This is a genomic window from Pseudoteredinibacter isoporae (assembly GCF_011602085.1).
Taxonomy (GTDB): Bacteria; Pseudomonadota; Gammaproteobacteria; order Pseudomonadales; family Cellvibrionaceae; genus Pseudoteredinibacter; species Pseudoteredinibacter isoporae.
On sequence record NZ_JAAONY010000003.1, the window covers coordinates 169,839 to 196,101 of the forward strand.

Here is a 26,263-nt window from a genome sequence, read left to right on the forward strand (position 1 = left end):
AATTGTTATTTACTGGTCTTCATCGGTATTCGGGCGTTCAAGCAGCTGATGATAATTTTCACCATAGTCGTCGAAGTTATCGTCCAGAAAATCACGAAAACGACCGGCGAGATGCTTGAAGTATTCCGAGCGATCTTCCACAAAGTCATCCTGGGTTTCACTGTTCGCCGCCATCACAAACGTCGCAAACCGCGCAGCAGCATACATCAAAGCCTCACTCACGACACCGGGATCAGCATCCTGGGCCTTTTCATTGGCCAGGGACAATGACTCTTCAACGCAACTCCAAAACAGTTGTTCCAGATTTTGATCGCTCATAAACACACCAATTTACTAACGGAAAGTAACAGGGTAATGACAATACCGTGTCACTCCAAACTTACAACACAAAAAACCCGGCATAGGCCGGGTTTTTCAGCAACAAGGCCAATCGTTCAGAGTTAAACGATTGCCAGCAGCTCTACTTCAAAAACCAGCGCGGAGTATGGACCAATCGCGCCGCCAGCACCGCGCTCGCCATAGGCCAGCTGATACGGGATAAACAACTTCCACTTGGAACCCACAGGCATCAGCTGCAAGGCTTCTACCCAGCCCGCAATTACCCCTGTTACCGGGAACTCGGCAGGCTGACCACGATCAACCGAACTGTCGAATACGGTGCCATCGATTAACGTGCCGTGATAATGCACGCTCACCGTGTCCGTTGCTTTAGGTACCTCACCTTCGCCCGCCTGCAGCACTTCATACTGCAGGCCGCTGTCTGTAATAGATACCTCACCGCGCTTGGCATTGTTCGCCAGGAAGTCTTCGCCCTCTTTTGCCATTACTTTGGAGCGCTCAGCTTCTTCAGCTTGCAGCTTCGCCTGAATCGCCTGGAATGCCGCATTGATATCCGCTGGAGACACTTTGCTGTCTTCACCCTGGATAGCATCGGTAAAACCAGCCAAAGCGGCTTCGCGGTCAAAACCGGGAAATGGGCTTTGAGCCAACTGATCGGCCATCTGACGGCCGATACCATAACTGGCGTGTTGTTCTTGTGATTCGAATGACATAGCTCTCTCTTATCTTGTTAAAGGGCCCGTGTTCTACCGGCCACGATTCTTGTAGTCCACAATCCGTTTAGGCATTGCTGTTTCGAGCGGCAACAAAGTCCTTTACCGCCAGGCCGGTTCCAAATTCCCAACCTTGTAACTCATCCACGGGGACAAGTTTAGTCGCATCCAATTCATGATTCAGTTTTATTTCGCCAGCGGCTCTCACATGGTACGCAATGATCACCTGATTCATCTGCGGAAACGGGTATACGCCAACCAGTTTGGGATCAAAACCATTCAAACCCAACTCTTCCTGCACTTCGCGTAACACGCCTTCCTGCGGGTCTTCGCCCTGTTCGACAAAACCAGTAATGACCGAAAACATACCTTCTGGCCACTGCACATTATGTGCAAGCACGATGCTATCGCCGTATTCAACAATCGCAGCAACAACGGGCACTGGATTATTCCAGTGTACAAAGCCGCACTGTACATCGGCGCAGGCCAAACGCTCTTCACCATCGATCAGAGCATTGACCATATCGGTTCTACATTGGGGACAAAACTTCATTTTATTATCCTTATTGCTATCCCGGCATTCGCTATCGCACCAATCAGTCCACAAAGACTCGCGCGTTGCGGAACAATCGTGTCCACGCGCCATCTTCTTCCCATTCGTCCGGGCACCAGGAGTTCGTCACCGAGCGATACACTCGCTCAGGGTGCGGCATCATTATGGTGCTACGACCGTCAGCGCTGCTCAGCGCAGTAATGCCCAACGGTGAACCGTTTGGATTCATTGGGTAGGTCTCACTGACCTGCAGATGATTGTCTACATAACGCAGAGCAACCAAGCCCGATTCATGACAGGCTTCCAAGGCGTCATCGCTGGCAAATTCTGCTCGACCCTCACCGTGGGAGACGGCAACCGGCATACTGGAGCCCGCCATACCGGCCAGCAACACAGACGGCGACTCCTGAACCTGCACCATAGAATGGCGTGCCTCGAATTGCTCGGAACGGTTACGCACAAAGCGCGGCCAATGCTCAGCGCCTGGCACCAGACTCTTCAGGTTTGACATCATTTGACAGCCATTACACACACCGAGGCTGAAGCTGTCATCGCGATGGAAGAAAGTCTGGAATTGATCGCGCACCTGTTCATTAAACAGAATCGTCTTAGCCCAACCTTCGCCGGCACCCAATACGTCGCCGTATGAGAAACCGCCACAGGCTGCCAAGCCTTTCACATCGGCCAGATCGATACGCCCAGCCAAAATATCACTCATGTGAACATCAACCGCTTCAAAACCTGCGCGAGTGAAGGCAGCGGCCATTTCAACATGACTGTTGACGCCTTGCTCTCGCAGAACGGCAACTTTTGGCTTCACGCCTTTGGCAATCATTGGCGCTGCAACATCTTCACTTGGATCGTAGCTCAGCTTGGCGCTCAAACCTGGATCCACTTTACTGATCTGATCAAACTCGGAACGCGCGCAATCGGCATTGTCACGCAAGGCTGCCATGCGGTAGCTGGTTTCAGACCACAAAGACTGCAACACAGAACGCTCTTGTTCGTAAATAACCGCACCGCCTGCCTCAATGCGCAGGCAATCCTTATCGTTCAACCAACCCAGCTTACTGGCGTGGATACCAGCCGCTTCAAACTGAGCGATAAAATCATTGGCGTCTTCGCGGCGCATTTGCACCACAGCACCTAGCTCTTCAGAGAACAGAGCCGCAAGAATATCTTCACCAAGCAAATCAATATTGATATCCACACCAACGCGACCCGCGAAGGACATCTCCGCTACGGTCGCCAGCAGACCGCCATCGCCCTTATCGTGGTAAGCGATGAGCTTACCTTCCTGATTGGCTTTTTGAACGATGCTAAAGAAAGCTTTCAATTGTTCAGCGCTGTCGACATCAGCCGGCACATCGCCCATCTGGTTATACACCTGGGCCAGAATACTGCCGCCCATACGGTGCTTCAGATTACCCAAATCGATATAAACAAGATCCGTACTGCCCTTATCGGCACGCAGTTCCGGAGTCAGGGTTTTGCGCACATCGGTAACCGGCGCAAAAGCGGTAATGACCAGAGACAGGGGCGCAGTAACGGCTTTGTCCTCACCCGATTCCTGCCAGGCGGTGCGCATAGACATGGAATCTTTACCAACCGGAATAGTGATACCCAGCTCAGGACACAACTCCATGCCCACTGCTTCAACCGTACGGAAGAGTTTTTCATCTTCCCCCGGATGGCCTGCGGCACACATCCAGTTGGCGCTGAGCTTGATGTCCTTGATATCAGCAATCGAGCTGGCGGCAATATTGGTAATCGATTCGGCAATCGCTAAGCGACCCGATGCAGGACCATCCAACAAGGCCACCGGTGTCCGTTCCCCCATCGACATCGCCTCACCAGCATAGTTACCGGTAAAGGTATCGTAAGCAGCCGTGGTGACTGCACAGTCGGCAACCGGCACCTGCCATGGACCCACAAACTGATCACGGACAACCTGACCGGTAACCGTGCGATCGCCAATGGTGATCAGGAAACTTTTACTGGCCACGGAAGGATGCTGCAGCACACGGCGAATGGCTTCATCCAGCTCAACCTGACTGCCGTCAAAAGCAGCCGTGTCATAAACGCGCTTATCACCCTCACGGTGCATTTTAGGCGGCTTGCCGAACAATACCGACATCGGCAAATCAACGGGCTTGGCATCAAAATGCGTATCGTTGACGATCAGTACATCATCATCGGTAGCGGTCCCCACAACCGAGTATGGCGCACGCTCACGCTGACAGATGGCTTCAAAACGGGCCAGATTCTCCGGATTAACGGCCAGTACATAACGCTCCTGGGATTCGTTACACCAGATTTCGAGAGGGCTCATGCCCGGCTCATCATTGGGCACATTACGCAGCTCAAAATGTGCGCCGCAACCGCCGTCTTTGGCCAGTTCAGGAAAGGCGTTGGACAGACCACCCGCACCCACGTCGTGGATAAAAGCAATAGGGTTGTTCTCGCCCAGCTGCCAGCAAGCATCGATCACTTCCTGACAGCGGCGCTCGATTTCGGGGTTCTGGCGTTGAACCGAGGCAAAATCCAGATCTTCGCTGGAAGAGCCAGACGTCATGGAAGACGCAGCACCACCGCCCAGACCAATCAACATCGCAGGGCCACCCAATACAATCAGCTTGGTACCCGCGTCGAATTCGTTCTGCTCGACATGCTCTTCCTTGATGTTGCCGTAACCACCGGCCAGCATGATCGGCTTGTGATAGCCACGACGCTCGCCGTCAAAGTTTTCTTCAAAGCTACGGAAATAACCGCAAATGTTCGGACGACCAAATTCATTGTTAAACGCCGCACCACCAATTGGGCCTTCGATCATAATATCCAGTGCGGAAACGATACGGCCAGGTTTGCCGTAATCCTGCTCCCAGGGTTGAACAAACTCAGGAATCTGCAAATTGGATACCGTAAAACCAGTAAGGCCGACCTTAGGTTTAGAGCCCTTACCCACAGCGCCTTCGTCACGGATTTCACCACCAGAACCCGTACCCGCACCCGGGAACGGAGCAATAGCCGTTGGATGGTTATGGGTTTCCACCTTCATCAGGATATGAATATCTTCCTGGCTAAAGCGGTAGCTGCGATTTTCCGGATCGGGGTAAAAGCGACCAGCCTTGGAGCCACGGATAACCGAAGCATTATCTGCGTAGGCCGACAGTACATTGTCGCCGCCCCGTTCATTGGTATTCTTGATCATTTTAAACAGGGACAGATCCTGCTCTTCGCCATCGATGGTCCAACTGGCGTTAAAAATTTTGTGGCGACAATGCTCCGAGTTGGCCTGGGCAAACATCATCAGCTCAACATCAACCGGGTTGCGGTTCAGCTCCTTGAAACTGTCGACAAGATAATCAATTTCATCATCTGCCAAAGCGAGCCCCAACTCCACATTGGCTTTTTCCAGTGCGGGGCGCCCACCACCGAGAATGTCCACATCGGTGGAAGGTTTCGGCGTTTCATGACGGAATAAGGCGCTGGCCTCTTCGCTCTCAACAAATACCGCCTCCACCATGCGATCGTGCAATTGAGCCGCAATGACGTCGCTGCGCTCAGCGCCTACGACGTAGTAAGCGATGCCACGTTCAACCCGTTCTACATTGCTCAAACCCGCATTGTGCACAATATCGGTGGCTTTCGAGGACCAGGGGGAAATGGTGCCAGGACGGGGAACCACGATATAGGCTTCACCTTGAGGCTCTTCAACCGCTTCGCTCGGGCCGTAATGCATGAGCTTCGCGAGAATGTCCTGCTCAGTTGAATTGAGTTCAGCACTCAATTCAGCAAAATGCATGTATTCAGCATAGACCGCCGTGACCGAAGGGTCGACAGCTTGCAACTGCTGTAAAAGTTTCTGTTTACGAAAAGAAGAAAGTGCCGGAGCGCCGCGAAGGGTCAGCATAGTGTTAAATCGCCTCTTAAAGCAGGGAAATAGCCAGTTCCAGGGGCCTTTGAGGGCCCAGAAGATAGGCGCGGTATTGTACTAGGGAGCCCGGCCGGGGTCTAGCAAGAGCCTGGCCTGAAAAGCGCTTTTCTCCGTTATTTTTGGAGCCTCGGGGCAAGGCTCTTTTGTTCAGCCCAGAAACCGGCTATCCCCCGTTTCAGGCCGGGGCTGCTCAAGGACTGAGCAAAGCTCTGAAAAGCTCCGCCTGAACCCTGCCAAGCCATACCATTAATCGCAGTTTTGCACCGCCGATAGCTTCCCCACAGCCCTTCTGCCAGCGCCTTGAAAACCGCTGTTTTCATACTCTGCGGGCGAATTCGCTTAATGTCTGTTTACCCATTCGTACAAAATTTTGCACAGGTAGAGAGTCTCAAACACTGGTTAGCCAGGCCAAGCTTGGATAAACTATGAAGCAGTTCCGGCGAATGAACACGACTGTTGTTTGCGTGGTTTTCATGAATATCCAGCCAGTGGGTAAAAGCACCGTTGGCAGACCGGCCATCACAGTCTTCATCAGCCCTGGGTTCGCAGGCGCTGCCCAGCATAACGTTAATCCCATCAAGCTAATGACAAAAAGGAGGCGCGACGATGACTTCAATGCGAACTGCCCTCCGCCATATTAGCCGGGGGATGATCCTGTTATTTTTTACCGCCTGCCTGTTTGGCAGCCACTTTCCTTCTCAGCTGGATCGCATCAAAGAGCGTGGCATCTTGCTAGCCGCAGTTAAAGGCAGCCAGGGGGGCGAAGAAATCGCCCCGCACCTCGAATTTGATATCGCCCTCCTGCGACAATTTGCAGATTATCTGGGAGTGGATCTGGAACTGGTCAGCCCAGCCAATCTCAGTCAGCTTCAATTCGGTGTTGCCAAAGAGCGCTTTGACCTCGGTGTCGCCAACAGCCGTCGTCATCTCTACCCGGTTCGTCAGGGCGTGCCCTATCTGTTTGTAAAAGAATACCTGATTTATAAAAAAGGCACTGAAAAACCGAAAGGCCCGGAAGATTTAGTGAATAAGTCTTTGCAAGTGGAATTTGGCAGCCACCACAGCGCCACCTTAAAACAACTTCAGCAAAACCATCCAGAACTGCGCTGGGATGAAATTGCGGAAACCGACAATATTGATCTGATTGCCAAGGTTCAAAACGGCAGCCTGGATTATGCCGTGGTAGATTCCAATATTTTTGATATCAGCCGTCACCTGTACCCCGAAGTCCGTATTGCTTTTGATCTGTCCAATTCCAGCGAAATCGCCTGGAATTTTTCCGATACCGCAGATCACAGTCTGTTTAATGCCGCCGCAGCGTTTATGCAGGACATCTATGAAAACGGCAAACTGGAACAACTGACTGCGCAGCACTACAGTCACATTAAAAAAATGGATTACACCGATGCGGTTGCTTTTTACCGTCGAGTTCAAACTCGACTGCCCCAGTGGCGGGATTTGTTACTGAAATCGGCTAAGGAACATAATCTCGATTGGAATCTTTTGGCGGCCATTAGCTACCAGGAATCACACTGGAACGCCAATGCAAAATCCTACACTGGCGTTCGCGGCTTGATGATGCTGACCAAAACAACCGCCAGGGAAATGGGTATTAAAGATCGTACCGACCCGGCACAAAGTATCGAAGGTGGAGCGCGTTATTTTAAAAGTATTTTTAAACGCCTTCCCAAAGGCATTCAGGGTGATGATCGAACCTGGTTTGCCCTGGCAGCCTATAATGTCGGCTTTGCGCACTTGGAAGATGCCCGGGTCCTAACCCAGCGCCTGGGCGGCAACCCCAACCACTGGGAAGAGGTAAGAAAACGTCTCCCTCTTTTAAGCCAGAAAAAGTACTACAGCACACTGCGATACGGCTATGCCCGTGGTCGCGAACCGGTTAAATATGTTCAGAATATTCAACAGTATTACGACATCTTGTCCTGGCAGGACAACATCGCTCAAAGCCGACCTGAAAAAAGTGAAAGCAAACAAGTGGAAGCCGTTAAGCTGCAACAGGATGAGCGCGACCTGAACATGTCATTACTCTAATCGCACAGCCCACCTAGCTCAGGCCTGCTCTACTAATATCAAATAAAAAGTCGAACGACAGGTCGGATGAAAGTCGAGTGAACGGCTGAATGAAAATCGGGGGAAAACCGAGCGATACAAGTATCAGGCACCCCAAAACACAATCAAGATCGCCCTGAGCAAAACACTCAGGGCAATGTACAGAAGCTCAATGAGCAGACTTATTTGACGACAAACTTGCCTTTCATAATGGCCCAATGACCCGGGAACGAGCAGAAGAAGCTGTAATCACCGCCCGCCTGTAACTTGCTCATATCAAATGTCACCTTGGTCGATTCACCACCACCAATGACCTTGGTAGCCGCCAGAACGCGTGCATCCCCGGCTGGTAGATAGCTGTTAGCCACACCCGCCGACATTCCTGCAGTCGCTAAAGGCGTTACATCCGCCGTTTTCGATAATACCCAGTTATGTCCCATGCTGGTTGCAGGCAATTTTCCAGTGTGCTTCAGGGTTACAGTGACTTCTTTACAGCTGGCGTCGACAACCATCTCCGCCTTGTTAAAGCGCATGGCGTCGTTGGCTTCAATTTCAACGTCGCAAGCGGCAAAAGCGCTGCTGGCAAACATCAACAAAGGTAGAGCGTAAACAGGTTTCATAAGGTGTTCCTTATACAATATTGAGAATCACTAGTATTTAACAACAAGATTTCATCAATGCTCAAGCATTAGTTGCGACAATATGCCGCAGGCTTGACTTGGCGCAAAGGCTTGACCCTCAATCGTCTAAGAAATGGGCAAAATTATCTGGGCACTTTGTGATGGCCGACTAAAAATTGAACAGTCGAACTTGAATCGCCCACCGCGCTGTACTAGCGTCGACCTGGGGCAGGATTGCCCCGTATGCACCCTACTCGATCGCAGTCTCCGAGTCGTTTTTTGCTCTTCAAATTGAAGTTTTTTATAAATATTTCGTCTTAGATAAGCGAGCTACCTGCAGCTGGCGCAATAAGCAACATCTCCAATCGGCCTGGAGAACTCGGGAAAACAGGCGAGCAGAACCCACCAGGAAATGGTTCAAGGATTCGCTCAGGTACACCGACCGTTGTTTGTTTCCAGACTCAAAGCTCAGACAAAAAATCGTCGATCGCAAGGCAAAAGCATTGAAAAAGTTTTACAACTCTCTCAACAATTTTGAACGAAGTGGATTATTTGTTTCCCTTTCCATCGTGATTACTTTGCTGGCATTTTGGCTCCTCTACAAGCCCGCCTCTCACTTCACTGTATCCTTGGAAAATATTTCAAGCGAAAGACTCAATGTGATTATTCGAGGCGATACTGCTTATATTATTGCCAAAATTCCTGAAAGACATTTTTCATCTGAAACAGAATTGCATCCCCAAAATGCTTCATCAATTAATCGTCTTTCCGCGCGCATGGGAGACTTTGAATATAGAGTTTTCAGTGCTGATGCCAACTATGAGATGGTGCTACTTCCCTATGAAAAATATCGATACCAGAGTATTTCCTGCCAAAATTTAGTCGTGATTCCTGAACAATTTTTACATCGAGGAAGATACCTGGATGGCGGCATAAAATGCAATGAAGCCAGAGACCGTTGGAAGCGAGACAATCTTGTTTACAACTTGGATGGCGAAAGCCAAAGCGAGTTTATTGCCGATTTGTACACACCCGGTTTCAAAATTAACGAAAACGAAATACGAATCGAACTCTAGCGTTTCCACAACGACAGCCATCCCGCTTATTGAACTTGATAAACACAACATCGTAATGCCGTCATGCGGATTAGCTACCGTAAATATCCAGCCGGTCTGTGAAGGTTTTCACCCTTCTACCAACCGGTCTTCAACAATGTCTTACGAAAATCAGGGCCAAAGAAAAACGTTAATTGACGGTTGAACTGATCATCCAGATCGGTAGAATGGCCCCATCACGCGTCTTGTCGGGGTGCTGTGTGGGCTGATTTCTAACGAGAAAAACAGCTCATATAGCTGAGATGGATTATCCAAACCCGTAGCACCTGAACAGGTTAGTACCTGCGTAGGAAACAAGTCATTCACTCCAGGGGTGTTTTATTTCCCCCTCCGTCAGGCCGCATGTATTTTCTCTTTTTTTGGAGCAAAACATGTCGAAGCCGAACAGCCCTGTTAAGTTTTTAAGTGAATCTGCCAGTGTCGATAGCCTGTCGACCGAGCCCTTACCCAACTCCCAAAAGATTTATGTGACAGGCAGCCGAGCCGATATTCAAGTGGCTATGCGCGAGGTCAGTCAGTCGCCAACCCAGCAGCAAGATGGATCACTGGAAGAGAATCCACCGGTACGCGTTTACGACACCTCCGGCCCTTACACCGATCCCAGCGTCGAGATTGACGTCCGCAAAGGCCTTTCCCCCTTGCGTGACAACTGGATTACGGAACGTGATGATTGTGAAGAACTGGCCGCCTTCAGCTCCAATTACACTCAGCATCGCGCTCAACATATTGGTCTGGAAGCATTGCGCTTTCACACCACCCGCAAACCCTTACGCGCCAAAGCCGGCAAAAATGTCACTCAGTTGCACTACGCCAAACAAGGCATTATTACCCCTGAGATGGAATACATTGCCATCCGTGAAAATCTGGCTCTGGAAGAAGCCGCCATTGCAGAAGCCAATGCTCAACAGCACCCCGGGGAGAGCTTTGGAGCCAACACACCTGCCTATATCACGCCGGAATTTGTTCGCTCCGAGGTCGCGGCAGGCCGTGCAGTTATCCCCGCCAACATTAACCACCCCGAATCTGAGCCCATGATTATTGGGCGTAACTTTTTGGTAAAAATCAACGCGAACATCGGCAATAGCGCTGTCACCTCATCGATTGAGGAAGAAGTGGAAAAGCTGGTCTGGTCGACTCGCTGGGGTGGCGATACCGTTATGGATCTTTCCACAGGCAAAAACATTCACGAAACTCGCGAATGGATTGTACGCAACTCTCCGGTGCCCATTGGTACCGTACCAATTTACCAGGCGCTGGAAAAAGTGGACGGCATTGCTGAAAACCTCAGCTGGGAAATCTTCCGTGACACTTTGATCGAACAAGCCGAGCAAGGCGTAGATTACTTTACTATCCATGCCGGCGTGCTTCTGCGCTACGTTCCGATGACTGCAAAGCGCGTGACCGGTATCGTTTCCCGAGGTGGCTCCATCATGGCCAAATGGTGTCTCGCTCACCATAAAGAAAATTTCCTCTACACGCATTTTGAAGAAATCTGCGAAATCATGAAAGCCTATGATGTCACGTTCTCCCTGGGAGACGGCCTGCGTCCAGGCTCGATCGCCGATGCCAATGATGAAGCACAGTTCGCTGAGCTGCGCACATTGGGTGAGCTGACTAAAATTGCCTGGAAGCACGACGTGCAGGTTTTTATCGAAGGCCCTGGCCATGTGCCCATGCACATGGTGAAAGAAAATATGGACGAGCAGCTTAAGCACTGTCATGAAGCGCCCTTCTACACTCTAGGCCCATTGGTGACGGACATTTCGCCCGGCTACGATCATTTTTCTTCCGGAATTGGTGCGGCCATGATTGGCTGGTATGGCTGCGCCATGCTTTGCTACGTCACCCCGAAAGAGCATCTGGGGTTGCCAAACCGTGATGATGTAAAAGAAGGCATTATCACCTATAAAATTGCCGCCCATGCCGCAGACCTCGCCAAAGGGCACCCGGCATCGCAATTGCGTGACAACGCCTTGTCCAAAGCCCGCTTTGAATTTCGCTGGGAAGATCAATTTAATCTCAGCCTCGACCCGGATCGTGCGCGTGAATTCCACGATGAAACGCTGCCAAAGGATTCCGCAAAGGTGGCTCACTTCTGCTCCATGTGTGGTCCCAAATTTTGCTCCATGAAAATCACCCAGGAAGTGCGCGATTACGCGGCACAAAACCCAGAGTCTGTGGAATCTCCCGAGACACACTTTGCAAAAGCCGGAATGGAAGAAATGGCTGAGAAATTCAAAGCCAGTGGCAGCGAGATTTACCACGAGGTTTAAGGGCTTCCATGAGCAAATCGAGTCAAGAGATCGCCATCGTCGGTGCCGGCATTATGGGCCGCTGCCTCGCATGGCGTCTGTCTGATGCTGGTCACAAGATTACGCTGTTTGATCAGGATGCTCCCGATCACGGCAATGCTGCGGCGTATACTGCCGCAGGCATGCTTGCGCCCTACAGTGAACTTGAAGCGGCCGAAGACAGCATCTTTCAACTGGGTCAGTACAGCCTGGAACTCTGGGCAAACTGGTTAAAAGCCTGGCAAGCTGAAGACTGCTGGCAAACCACAGGCACCCTGGTAGTCGCCCATCGACAGGATCAAGCAAGCCTGGAACGCTTTAACCGGCAGCTTCGGGCCAAACTGTTTTCACGAACCAACGATGCGGAAAGCGTCCACTACTTGAAGAAAACACATATTGCCGAGATTGAACCTGAGCTTACCCAGCAGTTTGAGCAGGCGACGTTTTTATCCGGTGAAGCCTGGCTGGACAATCATCGACTTATGGCGGTGATGGCGGAAAAGCTGCAAGCCGTTGGTATTGAGTGGCGAAGCCAATGCAAGGTGCACACTATCGACTCCCGAACGCTGAGCAGTGATTCCGGTGAGGAAGACTTTGATCATATTTTCGATTGCCGCGGCATGGGCGCCAAGGCGTTACTGTCGGATTTACGTGCTGTGCGTGGTGAAGTGATTCGTGTTCACGCCAATGAGGTTGAACTGAAACATATGGTACGTTTGATGCACCCTCGTTATCGACTGTATCTCGTGCCCAAACCCAATCGTGAGTATGTGCTCGGAGCCACACAAATAGAAACGGAAGATTACAGCCCAATGAGCGTGCGCTCCGCACTGGAATTACTGTCAGCGCTCTATGCCATTCACCCCGGTTTCGCAGAAGCACGCATTGTTGAGAGTCTCAGTAATTGCCGACCGGCCCTGCCCGATAATCAACCCATCATTCGGGTTCAGGACGGGCTAACGGAAATCAATGGTTTGTTTCGTCACGGTTTTTTGTTGGCACCTGCTCTCGCAGATATCTGCGCCCGCCACTGGTTAGAGGAAGACCAGGCTAAAAGCGACATTGATCCTCTAATCAATAATATTCTTCGCATCGCAGCTTCATAAGCAAGTAACGCGAGGCGAACAGAGAGAAACATTATGCACATTGTATTGAATGGAAAAGCCGTAGAGATTCCACAACCCGATAACCTGCAAGATTTTTTTGATTCCTTGAATCGCAACGATGCCGCTATCATTCTCCCCAAACAGTTTGCCGTGGCTCTGAACGCACAATTTATTCCGCGCAGCCAGTACGCCGACACAGCTCTGCAAGAAGGCGACGACCTTGAGCTGCTTGTCCCCATGCAAGGAGGTTAAGTCATGTGGAAAATTGCTGACACTGAAGTCGACAGCCGATTACTGATTGGCTCAGCTCTCTACCCTTCTCCGGAAATTATGTGTGAGGCTATTCAGGCGAGTAACAGTCAGATAGTCACCGTGTCGCTCAGAAGGCAGTCTTTCGATGGTGCCGATGGCGAACAATTCTGGCAATTGCTGAAATCGCTTAAGCTGAACATACTGCCAAATACCGCAGGCTGCCACAGCGCCAAAGAAGCGATTACGACCGCACAAATGGCTCGTGAACTCTTCGGCACCCACTGGATAAAACTTGAAGTCATTGGCGATGATTACAGCCTCCAGCCCGATCCGTTTGCATTGCTGGAAGCCAGTAAAGAATTAATTGCCCAGGGTTTTGAAGTTTTCCCCTATTGCACTGATGATCTGGTGCTCTGTGAAAAGCTGATGTCCGCTGGCTGCCGTATTCTTATGCCCTGGGGAGCCCCCATTGGCACGGGTAAAGGTTTGATCAACCCCTACGCCTTACGCAATCTCCGCCAACGTTTACCGGAAGCGACTTTAATCGTTGACGCTGGCATCGGCGCTCCCTCTCACGCCAGCCAGGCAATGGAGATGGGTTTTGATGGCGTGCTGTTGAATACCGCCGTTGCCCAAGCCAATGATCCAATCAACATGGCTCAAGCTATGGGGCTCGCAGTAAACGCCGGGCGCCTCGCGTATGAAGCCGGCCTAATGCCCGAGCAAGACACCGCTCAACCGAGCACCCCGACTCTGGGCACGCCTTTTTGGCACCAAACCTAGAGATTCGCAGAGACAAGCCATCATGCCTGTAGAAAAACTCCATCGCCGACACCATAGTCCTACACAAAACACGGTACAGAGTCACTCTGCACCGCCTGCCTCAGAAAGCCGCCCCGCCGTTTTGTGTATCGGAGGCAGCGACAGTTCGGGTTTAGCAGGTTTGCAAATGGATGCACGCTTTTGCCAAGCCATGAATGTTCACCAGGCATGTGTAATCACTGCAGTCACCGCCCAGAACAATCAATGCGTCATCAGCCATTCCGCCACATCTGTTCAGGCCTGCCAGGCGCAGTTTGACGCCGCGATGGCCCTCAAACCTCAAGCTATAAAAATCGGTTTGATTGCCAACCTGGAACAACTGCAATGGCTTTGCAAGACGCTCTCACACATTCGCGCAGGAGGCATTCCGATTATTTTCGATCCGGTAACAGTGGCCAGCTGCGGGGGCGAACTGGCCGAAAAAGGCGTGGCGGACAATATCGCCCAGCTATTACCATACTGCGATGTGATAACTCCCAACTTACCCGAAGCGGAAGCCTTAAGCGGTACCTCTCTGAGTACTGACCAAAACATCAATGCGGCCGCGCAGTATTTTCACCAACAAGGCGCTGAGTGGGTTTATATCAAAGGCGGACACCGCCAAAGCAAAACCCTTCGGGATATTGTCAGTCATGATCAGCATATGTTCGCTCTTGAACAACAACGCCAGGAAAACAAAAACCTGCGCGGCACCGGTTGTGCTCTGGCAAGCAGTATTGCATCTGCCCTAGCCCTGGGGTACGAAATGGTCGATGCCCTGGTCATTGCTAATATGGCCGTAGCAGAAGGCATTTACCATGCGAAGGCTGTAAATCACGAAGCCGGCCCGATCAGTGCCCAAGGTTTTCCGAAAAGCTTTTGGCCACACTATGTCGATCTTGGGGCGAAACAGCAGGAACCCATGCAATGTGAATTTAAAGACTGCACCGCTCCCAACACCCGCATAGGGTCACCTGATGAAAAAGCCGATGAATTGGGGCTCTACCCGGTTGTTGACCGCTACCAGTGGCTGGAACGTTTATTGCCCCTGGGGATTCACACCATTCAATTGCGTATTAAGGATTTGGATGGCCAGGCACTCAAAGAGGAAATCGAGAAATCCATAGCGTTGGCCCGGGAATCCAATTGCCGTCTTTTTATTAATGATCACTGGGAATTGGCGATCGAGATGGGCGCCTATGGCATTCATCTCGGCCAGGAAGACCTGGACAAGGCAGATCTGAGAGCTATTTCCCAAGCAGGCCTACGACTCGGCATCAGCAATCACACACACTTTGAATTGATTCGTTGCCTCGCGATTAATCCTTCTTATATTGCCTGCGGTCCTGTCTTTGCCACTCAAAGCAAAGACATGCCCTGGATTCCCCATGGATTGAACGGCTTACGATACTGGTGCGAATCACTAATGTCCTTTCAAAATCGTCCTTTGGTAGCCATTGGCGGAATCAATCGCGAAAACATTTCGGAAGTTGCCCAATGTGGCAGCAGTGGTATCGCACTTATTTCTGCGATTACCGAAGCTGAGAGTCCCGAAAAAGCAACGAGGGAACTATTACAGATGATTGAACACGCCAGGGAAAAAATATCATGAGTAAACAAGTTCCGCATTCTCAAGGCTCGGCACCCGGCAACAAAAGCGAGCTTAACGCACAGGAACACGAACGATACCTGCGCCAGATTCAGCTACCCTCGTTCGGCAAAGACGGTCAACAGCGATTAAAAAACGCCAAAGTGCTCATTATCGGGCTCGGCGGGCTCGGCTGTCCGGTTGCCCAGTATCTGGCGGCCGCCGGCGTTGGCGAACTGACGTTGGTTGATGGTGATGCGGTCAGCCTGAGTAATTTACAGCGACAAGTACTGTTTAGCGAAAGGGATATTGCTGCGAACAAGGCTCGCATAGCCGCCGAGAAACTCCGAGGAGCCAATAGAGATATCGCCATCAAGAGCTTGGAAGCGAACCTCAACCCGGACAATGCCCATCAACTGATCAAACACTGCGATCTGGTTTTGGACTGCACTGATAATTTCTACAGCCGATACCTTATTAATGATGTTTGTGCCAACTACAACATTCCCTGGGTTTATGCCAGCGTTCTGGGCTTTCAGGGCCAAGCCGCTTTGATACAACCCCGGCATTCTTGTTTCCGATGTCTTTACCCGGAACTGGCAGAAACCCCCAATTGCAACGAGGCCGGCGTCATAGGCGCAGTGCCTGGTATCATCGGCGGCATGCAGGCTCTACTGGCCATTAATCATCTTGCCCAAACACGCTTGCCGACTCTGGAAACCGAACAGAATCAGCTGCACATTTTACAGGGCCTGCAAACCCGTTGCATCACACTTCACAAATCTCCAGATTGTGACATCTGTAATGGACGAAAAACATATCGTGATTTTTCTCAAGACCATCAGGGCAGAAGCACAAGCCTTCTCGATTCGAAACACATCATCAGCTGGGAAGACGTCCAGAGCCTTGACGCAGAAAAAACAATATTGATTGATGTTCGTGACTCCGACGAACACAAAAATTTCAATATTGGGGGATTTAACATCCCACTGGAAATTCTGGAGGAGACACTCCAGCCGGAAGAAAACACCTATTATCTCTTCTACTGCCAAAGTGGCCAAAGAAGCGACAAAGCGATAAAGCTTTTGGAAAACAAATGGATCGACTTGAAAACCAATAACACTTATCTACTATCACTCTACGGAGGGCTAAATCAAAAGTATTAGTAAAATTCCTAAGTCAAAAAGTGTAAAAGTTCTGACACATAATTAAATTATTAAGTGACGCACTTCACCCTTTCTGAAAAACCATACTATTTCCGAATTCTATAAAATTTTAATGTCCATTAAAGGGATTTTCTGCTTACTCATCATTTCCCAGACAACTATTCATTTGTCATTCACTTAACGATAAACATCATGGCACCTAAATGTTTTAGGGCGTGTCCAGGCGGCACGCATCAAGCAAAGGTAGCGTGCAATAATGTCAGTCAAAAGTAGCAAACTATTTTCGTCCCTTCGTACAATACATCCCGTCGATGAAAAACAAAACAAACCTAAAAACCTTGGTCTTCTGATAACACTTTTTTTCATGTTGAGCCTATGTACATTTCTTATTGCATCTTCCAGCCAGAGCCAGGCACAAGCGACTATCACGGTTGGGGGTACAGATTTTGAAAGTCTAAGCTGGCCCGCCGGATCTGGCTTTGAAAGCAGCATCAGCGGAAACTGGACTGGGAATGGCGGTGGCAGCATCACCCTGACCGCCGAATTCTTTGCACAGAGTGATAGCGGACCCGCGTCTTTTACGGACCCCATTTTCTCTGGCAACGGAATTACGCTTAACAATGTATCCGAGTTTCGCGCAAATATGGGCCAGCACAACAATAAAGAGTCTCAAGCTGCCGACCAACAAACCATTAGCAATCAATACACCCTAAACTCCGGGAGTCTGCCAACCGAGCTGTATTTTCTTCTTGGAGGAGACGATAACAATGGCCATAAATATACCGTGCAAACCTGGTCTTCTACACAGACCGGCACAACCTTTGAGCTGATTCAGGGAACCCCGACGATCGTCGATATTACGGGCAACAACAGCGCAACCCTGTCGTATAAAAACTACGACAGCTCAAACAATGGAAATAACAGGGCCAAGGTTCTAATTAAGGTCAGAAATCCCAACGGGATTAGTCAATTTGAATCCCTGTCAAATCGTATTGATGACAATGGAGACCCGTTTGATTTTTCACCCGGCGCAAGCAGTGCCGACTTTAGCGGATCGACCATCCTGGTGCGCGTTACCCCTTCTGCTCCACCATCAGAAAGCGGCCACAGTCATTCCGTGCCGACAATGAATCCTCTTATACTCGCAATACTGGGCCTGAGTGTTTTAACGCTGATTCGCCGAAAGGGTTATCTTTGAAAAAAGACCAAACCGGATGACTCGATCATTATCTCGATAACGTCAGGATTAACCATCGATGGATTACGCAGCAGCATGAGGCGCAGGCTTTACGTTGTTGTGTGCGCATTGACAATTGGACAAAAATCAGACGACTTGTCGCATTCCTGTGCCACGACTGCCCGAAAAGCCCAGAAATTCTTCCATCTCTCTTTCAACAAACAACACCGCCATACTGTCTACACATCAATTATTCCCAGTGAACTATTTTCGTACGAATTTAAAACGCTCTCTATTCAGGAATCTATGTCTAAAACTATTTGAAAATGAGTAAATTCACACAACGATACCCATAAAACTGGTTACAGCGCCAGCCTCATAATGCCCAATGTAGGAACCCGCCCTACTATTCACTGAGCATTGATTCACGGAACATTGGTTCATGGAATATTGATTCAAGAAGAATTGATTCAGGGACACCGATTCTAGAAAAGTCAGGTTCGCCGTGAAATTAGTAGTTTCAGCTTATAGGAACATCTCAATTAAGACATTAGTATCAATTACATGTACAGCATCAGGTACACGGTTGTCTGATTATTAAGGTCCTTCATGAGAAAATATGTGAGCAAAAAACGTGCACCGGCCTTTCTTTTTTTAATCTCACCACTCAGTACATTGGCCTATGATAATGACCACCGAGAAACGCTCATTCTGCAAGGCGAAGCATTCCCCCCCTATGTCATTACCAGTGAAAATGAAGTTAAAGGGCTTGCCATAGACCTGGTTAAGGAAATCGATCAACACCTGTCCCTATCAAAACCTGAAATTAGGATCGTTCCATGGAACAGAACTTTCCAGGCCTTTTCCAATGGAATGGAAGCCTCGGCCCTCTTGGTATCTGAAACGCTTATCGAGAAATTCAACTTGAAGCGTGCAGGCCCTATTGCAAGCTGCAAGTATTCTCTGTTTACAGCAGCAGGAAAAAAGAAAATTGAAACGTTGGACGAAGCCAGGAAGCTGAGAAGTATCGGAGTATCAGAAAATTCATCGACTGAACGGCACGCCAAACGCCTGGGATTGAAGAACATCAAAAGTTATTCTCATTCACCTGTAAAAATTGAAGAACTGCTGGTCCGACGCCTGGATGCCTGGCTCGGATGTGAAGCTGCAATACAATATCGAAGCTGTCGTTCGCTGGGCAGTCAACCCAACATCAAAAAAACCATCACTATAGGCACTGAGAACTTCTATATCGCATTTTCTCAAAACACCAGCAACCACATTGTTGAAGACTGGGAAAAGGCCATCAGCCTTGTTAAAGAGAAGAATGTCTATAAAAAACTGACAAAAAAATATTCTTACGAGTGCAATACTCGATCCTGAAAATCCTCCTTAGACCTTTCTCGGCTCGCTGACACAAGAATTTCAATCAAATTTGACTAGTGAACCTCTTTCCTTTGCCAGTACTTAGTGCCGAATTTTCGTTTTAATTAACAAGTTAAATTGGTTCTTTCACACCATAGCGACCATTGACCAAGCGTGTATATTTAGCCCTCCACACATAAGGAGTCACTATGAAAAAAATAGCACTGTTAACGCTTTTCACTCTGATCATTTCAGGTCAGGCAATGGCAACCAGCAACAAGAAAAACCCAGGCGTTGTTTGCATCGACAATCAGCTGATCACACAACTGGAGTTCGGTTATATAACCAATATCGTAGCTGGCCCTGACAATGGCTCCGCCGTACTCGTCCACTTTGCCAATGGACAATCCCTTCCCCTGAACTGGTATTACAATGCCAATGACAGACAAGGTAAGGCCATGATCGACGCACTTACCTTGGCATTTTTCTCTCAGAGAAAGGTAACCGTGAAGGATCATTTTAAGAACGATTGTGATCAATTTGATCATGTCATCCTCACCAGCCCTTAAACGAAACCCAGCTCTCTCAACATTATTTAAGTGACACAAACACAGCAAGATCTACTCTATAAACACGCTGTAGGTTTTATCGGGGGGCTATAGAGTCCTCCGCCTTAATCAGGCAATAAAACACCCAACGATTCCAACGCCACGCTGTCTACAGCAATATTCCTGAGGAACACTGCACCGTTTTTTGATTGCCAAATCAAACACCGAAAAATAAAAACTTAACATTACGAGACACACAGAATCTTTGGAAAACGTCCAAGTTATTAGATTTGTTTACAATAATCAAAACACGCCAGCCCCCTAAAGACAAAAAATCAATCCGCTATGCTTAGTCGATATAAAGTTTGATCAACTATAGACGATAAGTTTTTGTGTGAACTTAGATGAATAGGTCAATTGTTATGTTTGGTTTTAAATCCACAGAACTGAGAAAGGAAAATGAGGAATTGACAGAAAAGCTTGAGAATGTCGATGCAGTTTTAAAAGCACTTGACCTGTCAATGGCTGTCATAGAATTCGACACTCACGGAAACATCCTAACCGCCAACAGCAACTTTCTTTCAGCAAGCGGTTACAGCCTTAAAGAAATCAAAGGCCGTCACCATAAAATATTCTGCAGAGAGGAACTTGTGTCCTCAGAAGACTACAAGGAATTTTGGGCAGCATTAAGCTCGGGCAGTAGTGTTTCAGGTCAGTTTGATCGCGTGAAGAAGGACGGAACCCTGCTTTGGCTTGAAGCTAGCTACAACCCCATCCGAGACAAATACGGCAATGTCATAAAAGTTGTAAAATTTGCTTCAGATATCACCGAGCGGGTTCTTCTTGAGCAAAACACTAAAGCCAAAGTCGATGCCCTGAGCAAATCCACCGCAATCATAGAGTTCGAGCCCGATGGCACCATTGTCGACTGTAACGATAATTTCCTTCATGCCGTGGGATACGCCAGAGAGCAGATTATGGGCAAACATCATCGAATTTTCTGTGAAAAGGAGTATTCAAACAGCCCGGAATATGAAGTTTTCTGGAAAAGCCTGAATTCCGGAAAGTTCGAAGCCGGACAGTTTAAGCGTATTAATGCAGCCGGCGACACCCTATGGCTGGAAGCCTCCTATAACCCGGTCTATGACATGAAAGGCGAATTGTATCGGGTGATAAAATTTGCGTCAGACATTACCAGCCAGGCCGAAACGGCTCGACAAACCGAGGAAACCGCCAGACTGGCCCGGGAAATCTCCAGTGAGACCCTGTCTATTGCCGAGCAGGGAGGTCAAGTGATCGACAATGCGGCACGCGAGATGTCAGATATCGCCAGCTCGGTCAAGGAGTCTTCCGAGCACATTGAAAGCTTGAACGCCCAATCCACCGAAATTAACTCCATCATCAGCACCATTCAGGAAATCGCCGATCAAACCAACCTGCTCGCACTGAATGCCGCTATTGAAGCCGCCCGAGCAGGCGACCAGGGCCGAGGGTTTGCGGTGGTTGCTGATGAAGTCAGGCAACTTGCTGCCAGAACCTCGCAATCGACCTCCGAAATCTCGTCTATGATCCACTCCATTCAGGACGACACCTCTTCTGCCTCCAGCAGCATGAAGACTACGCTGAAACACGCCCAACGCGGTGTTGAACTGGCCAATGAGACAGGAGAGGTCATATTGAAGATTCAAAAAGCGTCCAGCGAAGTAGTCAGTGCAATTGATTCTTACTCCAACGTCGTCAGCTAGCCATATCCCAATTCACAAGTGAACCCAGATAACCGTTTTCACCTGGGTTCGCATGTCCTCTGCACGTTTACGACAGGCAGCGTTCTGCGCCTGCTCTTTGAACAGCTCTGCCCTGGCCAGCATCTCTCGACTCAGATCAAAGCCGTCATCAAAAAGGAATACAGCACTTTTAACCCGAAAGATCTATTTAGTGGGAAAAGAAACTCAGACATAGTTACGGGAAAATAAAAATTAGCAAACCTAAAAGAACCAGTAGCCCGACGTTGAGGAGAAACTTTCGAAAAAACACACCATCTATGTGAAATACAAAGAGTGGTCTAACGTGAAAAGGTTGAAAACGTGAGCCACTGACAAGCAGCGACTCTGCCTATTTGATAGACAATAAGAAAAATGAGCCAGACCGTCCTTGCCACATGGGCAGCAGCAACAATGCACCTCAAGCCAAACCTCTCATGCATACAGCACTGAAACTACCAGTCCAAGCCCAGGACACCCCTGCCCTTGTACTTTTAGAGAAAAGTCTAGGTCAAAATAACTAATTTGCCATAGCAAAAGTAGACTAACCACATACAGGACTGATTTTTTGCAATTCGCGACGAACTAACGATGTCACATCAATTATTTGTGGCCCCCAGAGTTATCCCAAGAGTCCCGACAAGCAAAATTTTATAGAGAGATAGAGATCGTTTTGATTGAGATCATACAAACAAATGTATCTATGACAAAAGTTTTAGAAAATCCCCGCCTTACCATTGGGAATGGGTGAAACCTTATAATGATTCATGATATTTAAAATTGATGCTTTTTGAGAATAGTCATTATTTTTCCCTAGTGTTTATATTGGCACCGCTTAAACATTATGACGAGGAGAAACAATGAAGACTAAAGCAATTTTACTAGTCCTTGCGACATTACTTGCAGGTCAATCATTCGCAACTGGCAAAAGAAACCCCGGTATGATTTGCGCTGAAAACCAATTTATAGAACAGCTGGAGTTCGGTTATATCACCAACATTCAGGGTGGACCAGATCATGGCTCAGCGGTACTGGTGCACCTTTCGAATGGCATTTCTGTGCCTTTGAACTATCGATTTAATGCAAACGACAGACAAGGCAAAGCGATCATTGACGCTCTGACTTTGGCATTTTTCTCCCAGCGAAAGGTCACCCTGATCGACCACTACAGCAATAACTGCGATGATTTTGACCAGCTGATCCTGCCAAGCCCCTGATTGGCTTGGAACGACTTGCCCTAAAACGAGAAGGACATCCTCCTTCTCGCCCTGTTGATCAGTAGACCTTCAAGATTAAAAGAACGTAACTCCCCCTAGCCTTATCCCCGAAACAACCATCACATCTTACATAAGAATCAAACACACAAACCACGCTCAGAACCACATCGCTAAAACTATGGATTTATAGCTACAGTTGATGCTGTTAAAATAGGATATGGTTGAGTCCATCTGAAAGCGAACAAATATTAAAAGGCAAAATTGCATCACGAGACAGAAACCATACACGGCGCGCGAGGTAAAAATATGGATACGAGAATTGCAAAACTTGAGGCCAGCTGCGAATTTGCCCAACGAGACATAGACGACATAAAATCTGGAACAGAAGCTCTGAGAAGCGAAATCAGGCAAGTATCAAAAGCCCAAAAGAAGGATTTTAGAATCTTACTTGCAGCACTCACCATAACGACTCTCATATTGTTTGGCATGATAACAAGGGGATTTGGCTGGATGTAGCCAAGATATCAACCCACTCCCTACAATATTCACACCACCCAAAGATTTGCTTTTCTTCCCCCTTATTCTCTTACCCTTTCTAAGATCATCAAGCCACCACCGAAAACACAACTCTTCAGGACCAAATTTCGAGCCAGCTTTACCCTGAAGACAAAAGACTACATTTCCCGTTTCGTTCGCCAGGTCAGGAATAAATAAAACCTCAAAAATAAGGAATAAAACTAGACGCAATCAATTTCTACAGCTAAAAATATTATATGAAAATAAAAACAAATCTTAAAATGAAAAATGTCTTTCTTTGTCTAAACCCTGGAAAATTATTCTTATCACTTGTGCGAAACACTCAATCCCCGTTAGTCGGCAATTTAGCAGCGGCGATCAGTTTAGAACTTTGCGGTGATGGTTGCTCATTTTCTATTTAAATAGACTGCTCGTTTTCGTTCACAAACAATTGAGATAGACCTTATGCCTCTGATTGCCAGCCTGTTCAGGTTTTCATTTGTAATACTCGCTTTGATTGGAAAGGCGCATGCACAAACATTCAACTTTGGACCGGCGGATACCGTGACGGGCTGCACAGGGTGCAGTTCAACAATCACAATCCCTCAAGACAATGCAGGTACAACCGTGACCAGCGTTGGGCCCTCTGCGTTTTTCAACAACTCCCTAACATCGGTTACCTTCCCAAGCAGTATTACTACTATTCAAAACAGCGCTTTCGCGGCCAATGCGTTTGCTACGATCACTCTACCAGACGGACTTACCACCATCGAAGATCTCGCTTTTAATTCCAACTCATTGACGACTGTCACCATTCCTGCCAGCGTCACCAATATAGGCGATTCTGCGTTTGAAGATAACGATATAACAACCGTACTGTTTGAAGGTGACAGACCTGCCTTTGGAGGGAATCGGGTGTTTGCCAGCAACGCTCCGGTAAATACGATCAATTATTGTGCAGGCGCATCCGGTTGGCCCGGGGCCGACATTGAAGGCATAACACCCACCGTAGTCACTTGCCCAAGTGCCACTGCGGCATCTCCCAATGCTGTTCCAACGTCGACACCTTTCACCATCGCCGCACTTGCTGGTTTGTTTCTCACATTTGCGTCAAGGGCAAGGAACGAAAAATCGAACCGTACATACTGATTTACCTGGGCGATTTTTATCGCCCAACCGTTCATTCACGGCAAGTTTCCAGGCCTTTAAACAAGCCGATTACTTTAAAAAAATAAGCCCCAAAAACCGTGCTTCATTAGCAGCCTTTGCGGGCTTTGATTCAACTTCGAACGCTCAACAAGCCTCCTGCTTTTCGCTCAAAAAATCGTCAGCAGAATAAGTCACCACGCATACCCGCAAGCTTCACCTCCATAGCAAAACTCAGATACTCTTTGAAGCGCCCTCCATGCCCTTTTCACGCACGCTCCAAAATCCCAAGTTCATAGGGTTACCGATGAAGTCCAATATGAGGATACGATTAAACCTGACAAGGCGTACTGACTGGTATACAAACCCGAAACCTGTCGCCTAAACCTCCACAACGGAAAACCTTCACGCCACCTGAGTAAAGTTAACCGTGATTTTTCAAGGATTCTTGATCCAATCTATGAAGCATGCACCTGGATTTGCTACGCTTACTGCCCTCGCCTATCTACGTATTAAGGACGACCAATGAACCGCCTACTATTCTTGTTTATCTCCACGCTCTCTCTGATCGTACTAAACACCATTGCACTAAATACCAATGCAGCGGTTGACGATAGCATTCGAGTCTCACTGGAAGAGCCTGTGTCTGCCACTCCGCATTCCGGCGTTTCCAATCTGAGGGGCTGGGCCATTGATCAATCCGGCATCGACCGAATCGAGTTGTTCATCGACGACAAGTACGTGTCCGACATACCTTATGGTGGCCTTCGCACAGACGTTGGCGACGCCTATCCAGATTATCAGAATTCTGACAACTCTGGCTTTTCAATGGCCTACAACTACAACGCTCTCAAGGCGGGAAGTCACACTGCCCGAGTACGAGCGTATAATCTGGTTGGCGACCATAAAGACAGCAGCGTCTCCTTTACCGTCGCCCCGATCAGCGAGAAGTTTTTAAGCAACACCGGTTCCGTTGTGCTCAATAATGGCAGTACGATTTCTGCCAGCGGGAGCAACGCCCTGAAAGTGCAACGCGCTATGGTGGATGGTAAAGCCCTGGATATTGAACTGAAATGGAACCCGGCAACCCAGGGCTTCGGCATTCAAAAGGTCGACCCCAGCTCAACGGAACCAAACTACGTCAACAACGCCAATGGCAGCTGGAGAATCACCGAGCTTGGCAATCGCTTCCTTGTTCAGTTTTACACCACACCGAGGAACAATGAAATCTACGCTTCAGCCGCGTTCCTTGATCTTAACGAGCGTTCTTTTCAAGCCGGTGAAGGTAAGGCGGTAAACGACAAAGCACTCGTCTTAACCATCGATGATGATGCGATCACGGCGCAATACAGCATTACCTTCTCCTCTTCGACAAATGCCAGTATCTATGTTGTATCTTGCCAGGCGAAAGCGGGGTTTGTCTGTCTTCGAAATGCTGGCGAAACCCTGAACATGGTTAAGGTCATTTAAAGCAAACAGTAAGCTCCAATTTTTGAACATCAGGGCCTTGGTTTTGCCAAGGTCCAGCTCTCCCCAAATTGCCTCAATTCACGAAGCCGACCAAGCTTCCCTTTCTACGCAAATAGAGCAATTCTGTTGATTAATTCTATTAAAGTAAGCCCGATTAGATAGCAGACTAGTCAATTAATACCCCTGGAAGAAAGATGCTGCTCAATCAATTATTAACCCATAAAATAAGTAGCCTCAAGATCAATTCCGTAAATTTTAGCAACTCCGACAATACATGATGTTCAAATACGGGATGAAGAGAGGCAATCCGTTCGTAATAGTCTGAAATAGCGCTATTATCGTCGCAGCCAAGCTTTCAGCTACACAGAATTAAACTTAAACACGCGACGAATCCATCGAAAGCACAGAAAAGGAGAGTTCAAGAATTGTTCAAAAACGGATAGTGATTTTTTTGCACTGTGCAACAATAACTTTCCAGAACGAGAAAGCCATTTTTAACGCTTAAAGTTTTCCAAA

The 26,263-nt window shown here is 48.5% G+C and carries 21 protein-coding genes and 1 riboswitch; of the genes, 16 read left to right on the forward strand and 5 right to left on the reverse strand.

The genetic code is table 11. The annotated features are described in order from the left end of the window. Positions 1-9: 9 nt before the first annotated feature. The 4 genes from G8768_RS17090 to purL all read right to left on the reverse strand — a co-directional run bounded on the left by G8768_RS17090 (position 10) and on the right by purL (position 5,518). A complete protein-coding gene (locus G8768_RS17090; RefSeq protein WP_166843726.1) occupies positions 10-318 on the reverse strand; it encodes a DUF3144 domain-containing protein in 309 nt (102 codons plus the stop codon). Between the two features lie 122 nt (positions 319-440). Further along, positions 441-1,052, reverse strand: a complete 612-nt coding sequence (gene bamJ / locus G8768_RS17095) for a BamJ family beta-barrel-assembly machinery protein (protein ID WP_166843725.1) — start codon at positions 1,050-1,052, stop codon at positions 441-443. A 67-nt stretch (positions 1,053-1,119) separates the two neighbouring features. Next, positions 1,120-1,605 (reverse strand): NUDIX domain-containing protein, encoded by a 486-nt coding sequence (locus G8768_RS17100; RefSeq protein ID WP_166843724.1) that lies wholly within the window; start codon positions 1,603-1,605, stop codon positions 1,120-1,122. Between the two features lie 43 nt (positions 1,606-1,648). Beyond that, positions 1,649-5,518 (reverse strand): phosphoribosylformylglycinamidine synthase, encoded by a 3,870-nt coding sequence (gene purL, locus G8768_RS17105; RefSeq protein WP_166843723.1) that lies wholly within the window; start codon positions 5,516-5,518, stop codon positions 1,649-1,651. Between the two features lie 630 nt (positions 5,519-6,148). Here purL and mltF point away from each other — a divergent pair. After that, positions 6,149-7,591, forward strand: coding sequence for a membrane-bound lytic murein transglycosylase MltF (gene mltF, locus G8768_RS17110; protein WP_166843722.1), 1,443 nt, complete (start codon positions 6,149-6,151; stop codon positions 7,589-7,591). 200 nt (positions 7,592-7,791) lie between these two features. Here mltF and azu read toward each other — a convergent pair whose 3' ends face one another. After that, complete coding sequence (gene azu, locus G8768_RS17115) at positions 7,792-8,229, reverse strand: azurin (RefSeq protein ID WP_166843721.1); 438 nt, start codon at positions 8,227-8,229, stop codon at positions 7,792-7,794. A 503-nt stretch (positions 8,230-8,732) separates the two neighbouring features. Between azu and G8768_RS17120 the strand changes: the two genes are divergently transcribed. The 15 genes from G8768_RS17120 to G8768_RS17190 all read left to right on the forward strand — a co-directional run bounded on the left by G8768_RS17120 (position 8,733) and on the right by G8768_RS17190 (position 25,747). Then, entirely contained in the window at positions 8,733-9,305 is a 573-nt protein-coding gene (locus G8768_RS17120; RefSeq protein WP_166843720.1) for a hypothetical protein, read from the forward strand. 218 nt (positions 9,306-9,523) lie between these two features. Continuing rightward, positions 9,524-9,654: riboswitch (TPP riboswitch) on the forward strand. Between the two features lie 61 nt (positions 9,655-9,715). Continuing rightward, positions 9,716-11,617, forward strand: coding sequence for a phosphomethylpyrimidine synthase ThiC (thiC, locus tag G8768_RS17125; RefSeq protein ID WP_166843719.1), 1,902 nt, complete (start codon positions 9,716-9,718; stop codon positions 11,615-11,617). A gap of 8 nt (positions 11,618-11,625) precedes the next feature. Beyond that, a complete protein-coding gene (gene thiO, locus G8768_RS17130) occupies positions 11,626-12,741 on the forward strand; it encodes a glycine oxidase ThiO (protein ID WP_166843718.1) in 1,116 nt (371 codons plus the stop codon). Positions 12,742-12,774: 33 nt separating this feature from the next. Further along, positions 12,775-12,993 carry a sulfur carrier protein ThiS gene (gene thiS / locus G8768_RS17135; protein ID WP_166843717.1) on the forward strand — a complete coding sequence of 73 codons (219 nt, stop codon included), beginning with the start codon at positions 12,775-12,777 and terminating at the stop codon, positions 12,991-12,993. Between the two features lie 3 nt (positions 12,994-12,996). Beyond that, on the forward strand, positions 12,997-13,776 hold the full coding sequence (locus G8768_RS17140; protein ID WP_166843716.1) for a thiazole synthase: 780 nt from the start codon (positions 12,997-12,999) through the stop codon (positions 13,774-13,776). Positions 13,777-13,798: 22 nt separating this feature from the next. Continuing rightward, the gene (thiE, locus tag G8768_RS20875; protein ID WP_208020251.1) at positions 13,799-15,406 is read left to right on the forward strand and encodes a thiamine phosphate synthase; all 1,608 of its coding nucleotides are present in this window, start codon (positions 13,799-13,801) and stop codon (positions 15,404-15,406) included. Further along, the gene (locus G8768_RS17150; RefSeq protein ID WP_166843715.1) at positions 15,403-16,548 is read left to right on the forward strand and encodes a HesA/MoeB/ThiF family protein; all 1,146 of its coding nucleotides are present in this window, start codon (positions 15,403-15,405) and stop codon (positions 16,546-16,548) included. Before thiE ends, G8768_RS17150 begins: the two co-directional genes overlap by 4 nt. Positions 16,549-16,804: 256 nt before the next feature. Further along, the gene (locus G8768_RS17155; RefSeq protein ID WP_166843714.1) at positions 16,805-17,746 is read left to right on the forward strand and encodes a hypothetical protein; all 942 of its coding nucleotides are present in this window, start codon (positions 16,805-16,807) and stop codon (positions 17,744-17,746) included. Positions 17,747-18,346: 600 nt separating this feature from the next. Next, positions 18,347-19,108, forward strand: coding sequence for a transporter substrate-binding domain-containing protein (locus G8768_RS17160; RefSeq protein WP_166843713.1), 762 nt, complete (start codon positions 18,347-18,349; stop codon positions 19,106-19,108). 191 nt (positions 19,109-19,299) lie between these two features. After that, positions 19,300-19,659: a hypothetical protein gene (locus G8768_RS17165; protein WP_166843712.1), complete on the forward strand. Its 360-nt coding sequence runs from the start codon at positions 19,300-19,302 to the stop codon at positions 19,657-19,659. A 500-nt stretch (positions 19,660-20,159) separates the two neighbouring features. Then, positions 20,160-21,383 (forward strand): methyl-accepting chemotaxis protein, encoded by a 1,224-nt coding sequence (locus tag G8768_RS17170; protein ID WP_166844152.1) that lies wholly within the window; start codon positions 20,160-20,162, stop codon positions 21,381-21,383. Between the two features lie 875 nt (positions 21,384-22,258). Next, positions 22,259-22,615, forward strand: coding sequence for a hypothetical protein (locus G8768_RS17175; RefSeq protein WP_166843711.1), 357 nt, complete (start codon positions 22,259-22,261; stop codon positions 22,613-22,615). Positions 22,616-22,921: 306 nt separating this feature from the next. Continuing rightward, complete coding sequence (locus tag G8768_RS17180) at positions 22,922-23,131, forward strand: hypothetical protein (RefSeq protein ID WP_166843710.1); 210 nt, start codon at positions 22,922-22,924, stop codon at positions 23,129-23,131. 465 nt (positions 23,132-23,596) lie between these two features. Beyond that, positions 23,597-24,280 (forward strand): leucine-rich repeat domain-containing protein, encoded by a 684-nt coding sequence (locus G8768_RS17185; protein ID WP_166843709.1) that lies wholly within the window; start codon positions 23,597-23,599, stop codon positions 24,278-24,280. A gap of 522 nt (positions 24,281-24,802) precedes the next feature. After that, entirely contained in the window at positions 24,803-25,747 is a 945-nt protein-coding gene (locus G8768_RS17190; RefSeq protein WP_166843708.1) for an Ig-like domain-containing protein, read from the forward strand. Positions 25,748-26,263: the final 516 nt, after the last annotated feature.